7 protein-coding genes and 1 tRNA gene are annotated in these 8,416 nt (G+C 44.0%); 7 read left to right on the top strand and 1 reads right to left on the bottom strand.

Translation table 11 applies throughout. The features are described from left to right. Positions 1-488 (bottom strand): transposase (locus O9X84_RS17365; protein ID WP_269520937.1); only part of this gene is annotated, 488 nt, incomplete at its 3' end. Positions 489-712: 224 nt separating this feature from the next. On the opposite strand from O9X84_RS17365, the gene O9X84_RS17360 reads away from it, so the two are divergent. The 7 genes from O9X84_RS17360 (at position 713) to O9X84_RS17330 (ending at position 8,264) form a co-directional block, all read left to right on the top strand. Further along, complete coding sequence (locus O9X84_RS17360) at positions 713-2,011, top strand: amidohydrolase (RefSeq protein WP_269520936.1); 1,299 nt, start codon at positions 713-715, stop codon at positions 2,009-2,011. 21 nt (positions 2,012-2,032) lie between these two features. Then, entirely contained in the window at positions 2,033-4,867 is a 2,835-nt protein-coding gene (locus tag O9X84_RS17355; protein WP_269520935.1) for an ATP-binding protein, read from the top strand. 333 nt (positions 4,868-5,200) lie between these two features. Next, positions 5,201-5,695, top strand: a complete 495-nt coding sequence (purE, locus tag O9X84_RS17350) for a 5-(carboxyamino)imidazole ribonucleotide mutase (protein WP_032095432.1) — start codon at positions 5,201-5,203, stop codon at positions 5,693-5,695. Beyond that, entirely contained in the window at positions 5,692-6,828 is a 1,137-nt protein-coding gene (locus O9X84_RS17345) for a 5-(carboxyamino)imidazole ribonucleotide synthase (protein ID WP_269520934.1), read from the top strand. The genes purE and O9X84_RS17345 overlap by 4 nt, the downstream gene beginning before the upstream one ends. A 61-nt stretch (positions 6,829-6,889) precedes the next feature. Beyond that, positions 6,890-6,965 (top strand) — tRNA-Thr (locus O9X84_RS17340). 67 nt (positions 6,966-7,032) lie between these two features. Next, positions 7,033-7,599: a copper chaperone PCu(A)C gene (locus tag O9X84_RS17335; RefSeq protein WP_269520933.1), complete on the top strand. Its 567-nt coding sequence runs from the start codon at positions 7,033-7,035 to the stop codon at positions 7,597-7,599. Between the two features lie 191 nt (positions 7,600-7,790). Beyond that, entirely contained in the window at positions 7,791-8,264 is a 474-nt protein-coding gene (locus tag O9X84_RS17330; RefSeq protein WP_032095430.1) for a Dps family protein, read from the top strand. Positions 8,265-8,416: the final 152 nt, after the last annotated feature.

Raw genomic sequence — 8,416 nt, 5'->3', positions numbered from 1 at the left:
TTTGCTTTTTTCTTTCTGGCTTGAGCCAAGGCTTCTAACTTTTTTAAGACTGCGTTCTCTGCACGTAGATAATCCAATTCTTCTCTGAGCTCTTTTTCAGACATGTCTGCTGATGGTTTAGGAGTTGAAGAATGATTCGTCACGCGAGGCCTACCTGTTTTCTGTGGTTTTAGACGGGTTATACCCTCGTGAGCATAAAGCTTTTGCCATTGAAATAAAATACCAGGAGTTGATAAGTCGAAATAGGCGCTGGTATAAGTCAGTGACCAGTTATTCGCTGCCATGGTATTAAGTACATGAATTTTAAATTCGAAGGAGTAAGGGCGTTGCTTGTGAAAAAAGCTATCAAAGCCGTTAATGCGATAAACTTGAGACCAATAACGGATAAGGTTGGAGCGTACCTCAAACTTTGAACCTAAGACTCCTGAACTCTCTTCTTGCGCTAGTCGCGCTAGCTTTAACTTAAATGCTCTGTGATGTTTGGACATAAAAAGACCCCCAGTAATTGGATAGTCCAACTATTGGGGGTCACTTCAAAAGGCGCCTTTTTTGTATCTGAATATGTCTATAGGCTCCTTTATTTACAGTTTTAGACTTCCGGATAATGTTTTTGTATTTGTGGATGCGTTAGTTTAATTTTCTAAGATCAAGTTCTGGGTGTGTTCTTTTACCAGATGCTCTATTCTGGTCAAAACAACAAAGGATAAATATTATGATCGGGAAGTTAGCAACCTTAACCTTCGCAAGTTTAGCTGTATCGACCAGTGTGTTCGCTGCAACCGTAGATGTCGACAGTTTAGCCACAAACGTCGAGCCAGACGTCATTAAATGGCGCCATCATTTTCACCAATTCCCTGAGCTTTCCAACCGTGAATTCAAAACAGCAGATTACATTGCAAACTACCTTACTTCGTTAGGATTAGAGGTTCAAACCGGTGTTGCAAAAACGGGCGTAGTCGCCATTCTTGACTCTGGAAAGCCAGGTCCTGTGGTCGCGCTTCGCGCCGATATGGATGGTCTGCCGGTTAAAGAGCAAAACCAATTATCCTATCGCTCTGAACAAATGGGCGAATACAATGGAAATGACGTTCCTGTGATGCACGCATGTGGTCACGACACTCATATGGCTATGCTGATGGGGGCCGCTAAAATCCTTACCGATATAAAAAGCGAACTTACTGGCAAGGTAAAATTTATCTTTCAGCCGGCTGAAGAGGGCGCCCCCGCGGGAGAAACCGGTGGTGCCGAAGTGATGGTAAAGGAAGGGGTACTTAAAAATCCTGATGTGGATGTGATTTTCGGTTTACACATTAATGCCAACACTGATGTAGGCAAAGTGCGTTATAAGCCTGGTGGCACCATGGCTGCCGTAGATCCGTTTAAAATCGTTATTCACGGTAAACAGGCGCATGGTGCTTATCCGTGGAAAAGCGTGGATCCCGTTGTTACCGCTGCTCAAATGATCATGTCTATCCAAACTATTGTCAGCAGAGAACTAAAGCTTATTGATGATGCTGCTGTTGTGTCTATTGGTTCAATTCACGGTGGTAACAGGTCTAATATTATCCCCAATGAAGTAGAGTTAGTCGGCACTATCAGAACGTTGAACAAAGCTGCTCGAGAGCATATTTATGAAGCCTTGCCTCGTAAGGTAAATGCTATTGCTGAAAGTATGGGAGCCAAAGCAGAGCTAACATTGCCGTTAGACTATTCTTACCCCATTACTTATAACGATCCCGCATTAACGCAGGCCATGTTGCCGACAATGCAGCGTACGGCAGGTGTTGAAAACACCTTGTTATCAAACCCGGTCACAGGTGCGGAAGACTTCTCATTCTTTCAGGAGCAAGTACCTGGCCTATACGTGTGGGTAGGTGGAAAGCCTTTAGATGTATCTGAAGAAGAGAGTCCTGCTCATCACACGCCGGAATTTTTTGTGGATGATGAAGGTATGAAATTGGGCGTAAAACTACTGACCAACTTTACCCTCGATTACATGAAGCAGAACTAATCATGGCGCTGGAGGCTATCTTTGAGTAAAACTCGTTATGTTTTTAGCTGGTCTTTAGCACTGGAAGTTATTTTATTATGCTTAGTGGGCGGGTTTATTAATGTATTACCAGCCCCATTTGATAGCTCAGGTATCGTGGTGTTTGGCTGTGGCGCAGCAGTATATGCCGCCCTTCGTTTTACACCCTACCTATCAATACCTATAGCGTTGCTGATTTGCTCTCCACTTTGGTTTAGTGATGGAGATATCATCGGAAAAGAATGCCTCACGTTATTACCCATCGTCATAAGCCTGTTTGGGTACCAGAAATCTCCTGCGCAAGTAGTAAAAATAGGGGGGGGCGTTTGGTCCATTGTCTTTGTGCCAGTGTTGTTGCTTGAGCACTATGTTGACAGCGGCGCTGTTAACCACGAAAACCTCAATTTACTTATTTCTGGCGTTCTGGTTACTTGGATAAGCGGCGCTTTTGGTTTAGTAACTGGGCATTTTGTCTATCTAGCGACTCACGGTTTGAGACGAAACGGTGCGTACGTGTCAGAAAAGGTGAAGCTTAATTTTTTATTCAGCTACTTCTTTTCTGGCTGTTTCTTTATAGGCTCTATGGCCGTGATTTACCTGTCGGTCTCGCTGTTTCAACAGCAGCAAGAACGTCAAATTCAACAATACATGCTTCAACGCATTGCAGTGCTGCAGCAACAGTTATCTGATTTCATTGAGCAACACCAAAGCGTGGTCACGGCAACCGCAAAAACGTTGTCAGGAGGTAAAACACAAACAGAATTAGATGCAGCTTCATCAAAACAGCTGTCTATACTGGCCGAATATTATCCTAACTTCATCACCTTTCTTATCGCCGATAAACAGGGAGACATTACTCATACATATCCCACTAATCTAATCGAAAAAGTTAAATCTGGTGTTAGCTCGAATGTTGCAAATCGCCCCTATTTCTTTGAAGTGATGCAGTCTGGTAAGCCCTATTTATCCGATGTATTCCAAGGCCGTGGCTTTGGCAGTGATCCGATTGTTGCCATTTCCGCTCCTATCAAGACAAGTCGCGATGACACCGTTGGTATTGTTGAAGGCTCATTGTCTCTCAAAAGCTTTACTGCGTTTGACGAGCTCAGTTTAGATGGCTTCTCTTTATTAATTGAAGATAGAAAAGGAGATGTGGTATTTGCATCGAATGAGCTTAATTTAAAGCCGTTAGGTAAAGCCCCATTTTATGAGTGCGAGCCACAATGTGATGTTGAGTTAGATAATGGTATTGGGGGAAAAAACTGGCTGCGGTTTGAGGGTGACATACCACAGGTCAACTGGACGTTAAGCTATTTCTTCAACCGTGAGTATCTTCAAGCCTCCATGAGCAACTACCTGATGAAGGACCTGGTTTTACTATTATTGCTATCTATATTTGGCACATTTGCGGGGTTTTTGGTCGCTCGAATGATCAGCATGCCCCTTAAACGACTCATTCGCTACATTGCTAGTTTTGACCACAAAAGTAAGCCAGGGAGCAGTATCCCTAGCGAAGAGTTTCATATTCAAGAGCTTACTGCGCTAAACAATGAATTTATCAGTTTGGAGCAAAGATTATTGGCCGCTTTTGACGAATTAGGCAGGGCAAGGGCCACTGAAAGGCAGTTAAACGTGGAGCTGGGTGAGCTGAATCAGTCATTGGAGGTTCGTATTGAAGAAAAAACCCAACATTTGGAAAGCGCACTAAAATCTGCAGAAGCGGCGAATATTGCTAAAACCCAGTTTTTAGCAAACATGAGCCACGAAATTCGTACTCCGATGAATGGAATTATTGGCTCGTGTGAGCTGATGTCAGAGTACGAACTGCCTGGTTACATTGCGTCAAGAGCTAACACTATCTCTCGTTCTGCCACTAATCTACTGCACATTTTAGACAGTATTCTCGATTGGTCTAAGATAGAGTCAGGTAAGATGGTCGCAGATTATCAAGATACGCCAATACGCGAGTTACTGTCAGCGGCTAAAGAATTGTTCACGTACACGGCAAATATTAAGGAAATTGAAATTCACCTTTTTGTTGACGATTCGGTGCCAGCACTACTGACTCTTGATTCTGGCAAAGTTGGACAAGTCGTAAATAACTTGCTCAGTAACGCGATTAAATTTACTAATGGCGGCACCGTTACAATAACAGCAAATTATGCAGATAACTCTCTTAGTATTGGCATTGAAGATACCGGAGTTGGGATTTCAAAAGACAAACTTCATACCATTTTTGGAAAGTTTGAGCAGGCTGATGCATCCACCACACGAGACTATGGCGGCACTGGTCTAGGCTTAGCCATTAGCAGAGGGATAGTGGAGTTGCTGGGGGGCGAAATGTGCGTAGAAAGTACACTGGACAATGGCTCTACCTTTACATTTTATATTCCCTGCAAAGAGAGCACAAATAGAGCGCTAGCCAAAGCCGCTAACACCGAGCCTAGTATCAAAACGATACCCAATAACACCCATATTCTATTAGCAGAAGATAACGATATTAATGCCGAAATAGTCATGGAAATGTTATCTAGTGCCAATGTACGCTGTATTCGTGCTAAGAATGGTCAAGATACATTAGAGGCAGCAAAGAAATACCCGTTTGACGTCATTCTCATGGACTGTCAAATGCCTGTCATGGATGGCCTGACAGCTGCCTCACAAATTCGCAAACACGGCATAAACAAAGACACCGTGCGTATTATTGCGCTAACGGCAAATGCCTTTGAAGAAGACCGAATTGCCTGTCTCAACGCTGGCATGGATGCGTATTTGAGTAAGCCCATTCGAAAGCGTGTCTTATTTAATTGTATTGCCAACGAACTCGCCGCTGTCTAGATATCTTGTCACAAGTCAGTTCACGCGCAATTTGAAACGCCTTTCTACGGGCAATTGAAGTGGGAATTTTGCGCAAGTTACGCTACAATCGCGTGCTTTCCAAACTTGTCTATTTTACATAACCTGAATCCTGTTTAAAGAATGGTGCAAGCATTTGTTCTATAAAATTTAAATTTCAAACTCAGTACTGCTAGAAATGCGAAGTGCAAGGCGCAAAAGTCACGTAATAGTTGTTCTATTACTTACTTTTGCAACGCAGTAATTCGCATTTCTAGTGGTGCTGAGCGCCTTTTCTTAAACAGGATTCAGGTTACCTACTCCGAGGATCATTAGATGGCGAAAGTCGCGATTGTAATGGGTTCAACTTCAGACTGGCCTACCATGCAGCAGGCTGCAAAAATGCTGAAGTCGTTCAACGTCGAATTTGACGCGAAAGTCGTGTCGGCGCACAGAACACCAAACTTACTAGTGGAGTTCGCAGAGAGCGCTGCAGATGAAGGCTTTAGCGCCATTATTGCAGGTGCCGGCGGTGCTGCTCATTTGCCTGGCATGATTGCGGCGCATACTCATTTGCCAGTATTTGGGTGTCCGGTAAAATCAAAAGCACTTAGCGGTTTAGACTCATTGTTATCAATTGTTCAAATGCCTAAGGGCGTTGCTGTTGGTACGCTCGCCATTGGCGAAGCTGGCGCAGCCAATGCTGGGCTATTGGCCGCTCAAGTTGTTGCGTTGCAAGACGAGACAGTGCGCGACGCAATAATCGCCTTTAGAAAAACGCAAACCGAGACAGTGCTAGCGTCAAGTAACACACTGGAGCTAGATGAATGAGAGTCGTCGTTTACGGTGCAGGTCAATTAGCACAAATGATGTATCTTGCGGGTAGCCCGTTAGGTATTGATGTACAGGCCGTTGACGTAAACAACGATACGGTTGTTCATCCGGTAAGTAAAACCCCTCTAGATATCCCTCTTGATGAAGCGTTAGACGGTGCTGATGCGCTAACCGTTGAATTTGAGCACGTTCCAGAACGCCTGCTTGAAGTTGCCGCGCAAACCAATAAGTTAATGCCGAATATTCAAAGTATTTTGGTGGGTGCAGATCGTGTTCGTGAAAAGCACTTGTTGCAGACCATGGGTGTGGCAAATTGCGAGCACAAAATTGTTACGCACTTAGACCAATTAGATGAATGTGTTGATGCGCTTGGCAGCAAGTTGATTTTAAAAGCCAGTCGCGATGGCTACGACGGTTACGGCCAATGGCGTTTGTCAGACAAGGCTGAGTTACCAGAGCTAAAGCAGTCTCTTCAAGGCTTAGACTTAGAAAAAGTGCCTTTAGTTGTTGAGAAAATGGTTGCCTTTGACCGCGAGCTTTCTCTCATTGGTGTGAGGAATGCGAATGGTGATATTCGCACTTATCCACTTGCGGAAAATTTACATCATCAAGGCCAGCTTCATGTTTCTGTGGCGCCAGCAACTCATGTTGATGAAGCGCTACAGCAACAAGCACACGATATTTTCACAACGCTAGCTAACGCCATGGAATATGTAGGGGTTCTTGCGGTTGAGTTATTCCAGGTGGGTAATACCTTACTGGTTAATGAGTTAGCGCCACGGGTTCACAACTCAGGTCACTGGAGTCAATCTGGCGCGGTAACCAGTCAATTCGAAAATCACCTAAGAGCTATATGTGGGCTTCCGTTAGGTGATACTTCAGCATTGGGCCCTAGTGCAATGGTGAATATTATTGGGTGTAGCAGTTTCTCACGAGAGCTGTTGAGTATCGATGGTAGTCATTTGCATTGGTACGGTAAATCGGTAAGAGACAAGCGTAAGATGGGCCACATTAATGTGACGACTGATAGCTACCATCAACTAGGTGAAAAGCTAATGGCATTAGGGCAATATCTACCCCTTGAGTATTTCCCAAAATTAGTTGCTGAGGCAACGCGATTAAAAGGTTGACAGTAACCATTTAATCGCTAGAATACGCATCCGCTGTCTAGGCAGCGGTTTTAAATAGTGTGCCGACTTAGCTCAGTTGGTAGAGCAACTGACTTGTAATCAGTAGGTCGCCAGTTCGATTCCGGCAGTCGGCACCATTTATCTTTGTTATTACGCATTTCTTACGTAATATAGTTCCGTTAACCACAACGGAGCAATTTCTCAATGTCATTATCTTCCTATGTTCGCCAATTTCATGGCAAAGCGTTTAGCTGTTTGCTAGTCCTCACTTATTTCACTTCGGCGTCTGTTTTAGCTTACGGTGAGCACAGCCATGAGCACGGTAAAAGCCATGAGCACGGTAAAAGCCATGAACATATGGCAGACACCCAATCGTCTGTTATCCTTAATGATGGCTATGCCCGCGCAACCTTTCCAATGGCTAAAACGGCAGCCGCTTATTTTACACTGCACAATCATGGCGAAGACGACCTTCAACTAAGTGGTGTTACTGTTGACACAAAAGTGGCAGATGAAGCACAAATTCACACCACTAAAATGGAAGGCGACGTTATGCGCATGCGTCACTTGACTGATGGTGTGACCATAGGCGCTCACGAACATGTCACTTTCACATCTGGTGGCTACCACGTCATGCTTTTAGGTTTAAAAAATGGTTTAAGCGAGGGAGAAAAAGTGCAACTAACGCTTCACTTTGAGGGGCAAGAGCCATTGCATACGGTTCTACCTGTAAAAGCCGATAAACAAGCTGTGCACAAGCACGGGCATTAAGCACTGTGACGTTTTTATGATGACGGACAATACCCGCATCTTTCACGTTGAAACTTAAGGGGCTAGCATCTATAAAATAGATGGCTGCAATCAACTTAATACGAGTTCTATCTGCGTTAGGTTGATATATAGTATTGTGATTCGTTAGCGTTACTGCTAATTAGTTTTAACATTATGTTGAGGAGCGGAACATGAGTAAAATTGATATTGGAATTTCAGAAAGCGATCGTAATGAAGTGGCCCATGGTTTAAAGAAACTATTGGCAGACTCGTACACGTTATACCTTCAAACTCATAATTTTCACTGGAATGTTGAAGGCCCACAGTTTCGCGAACTACACCTAATGTTTGAAGAGCATTACACCGAACTGGCATTAGCGGTAGACGAAATTGCAGAGCGTATTCGTACTTTAGGTGTGGCGGCTCCAGGAACGTACAAAGCGTTTGCAGAGCTAAGTGCGATTGAAGAAGTTGATGGTGTGCCAGAAGCTACCGAAATGGTGCGTTTACTTACCCATGGTCACGAGCAGGTAGTAAAAACGTGCAGAGAGTCTTTGAAATTAGCGCAAGGTGCGGATGATGAATCGTCTGCTGCACTTATTGGCGACAGAATGCGCGTTCATGAAAAAACCGCTTGGATGCTTCGCGCAACGCTACCGAAATAGACGTCAAAAGACAGCGCTTAAGAAAGCTCTGTAAAAAGAGAGCATTTCCAGATATTTCGGGATGAATAAAACTAAGGGTACAGTCAAGCTGTACCCTTTTTTGTATAATTAACACATTGCTGGGTTACATTCGCCCGATGTAAATACAGAAC

The sequence above is a fragment of the Alteromonas sp. BMJM2 genome (assembly GCF_027257845.1).
GTDB lineage: Bacteria > Pseudomonadota > Gammaproteobacteria > Enterobacterales > Alteromonadaceae > Alteromonas.
This window is presented reverse-complemented; position numbering and strand designations above follow the sequence as displayed.

What these genes read in the sequence shown, in the direction of transcription:
- O9X84_RS17345 (WP_269520934.1), top strand. Translation starts at nt 5,692, where the DNA reads ATGAGAGTCGTCGTTTACGGTGCAGGTCAATTAGCACAAATGATGTAT.
- O9X84_RS17330 (WP_032095430.1), top strand. Translation starts at nt 7,791, where the DNA reads ATGAGTAAAATTGATATTGGAATTTCAGAAAGCGATCGTAATGAAGTG.
- O9X84_RS17335 (WP_269520933.1), top strand. Translation starts at nt 7,033, where the DNA reads ATGTCATTATCTTCCTATGTTCGCCAATTTCATGGCAAAGCGTTTAGC.
- purE (WP_032095432.1), top strand. Translation starts at nt 5,201, where the DNA reads ATGGCGAAAGTCGCGATTGTAATGGGTTCAACTTCAGACTGGCCTACC.
- O9X84_RS17360 (WP_269520936.1), top strand. Translation starts at nt 713, where the DNA reads ATGATCGGGAAGTTAGCAACCTTAACCTTCGCAAGTTTAGCTGTATCG.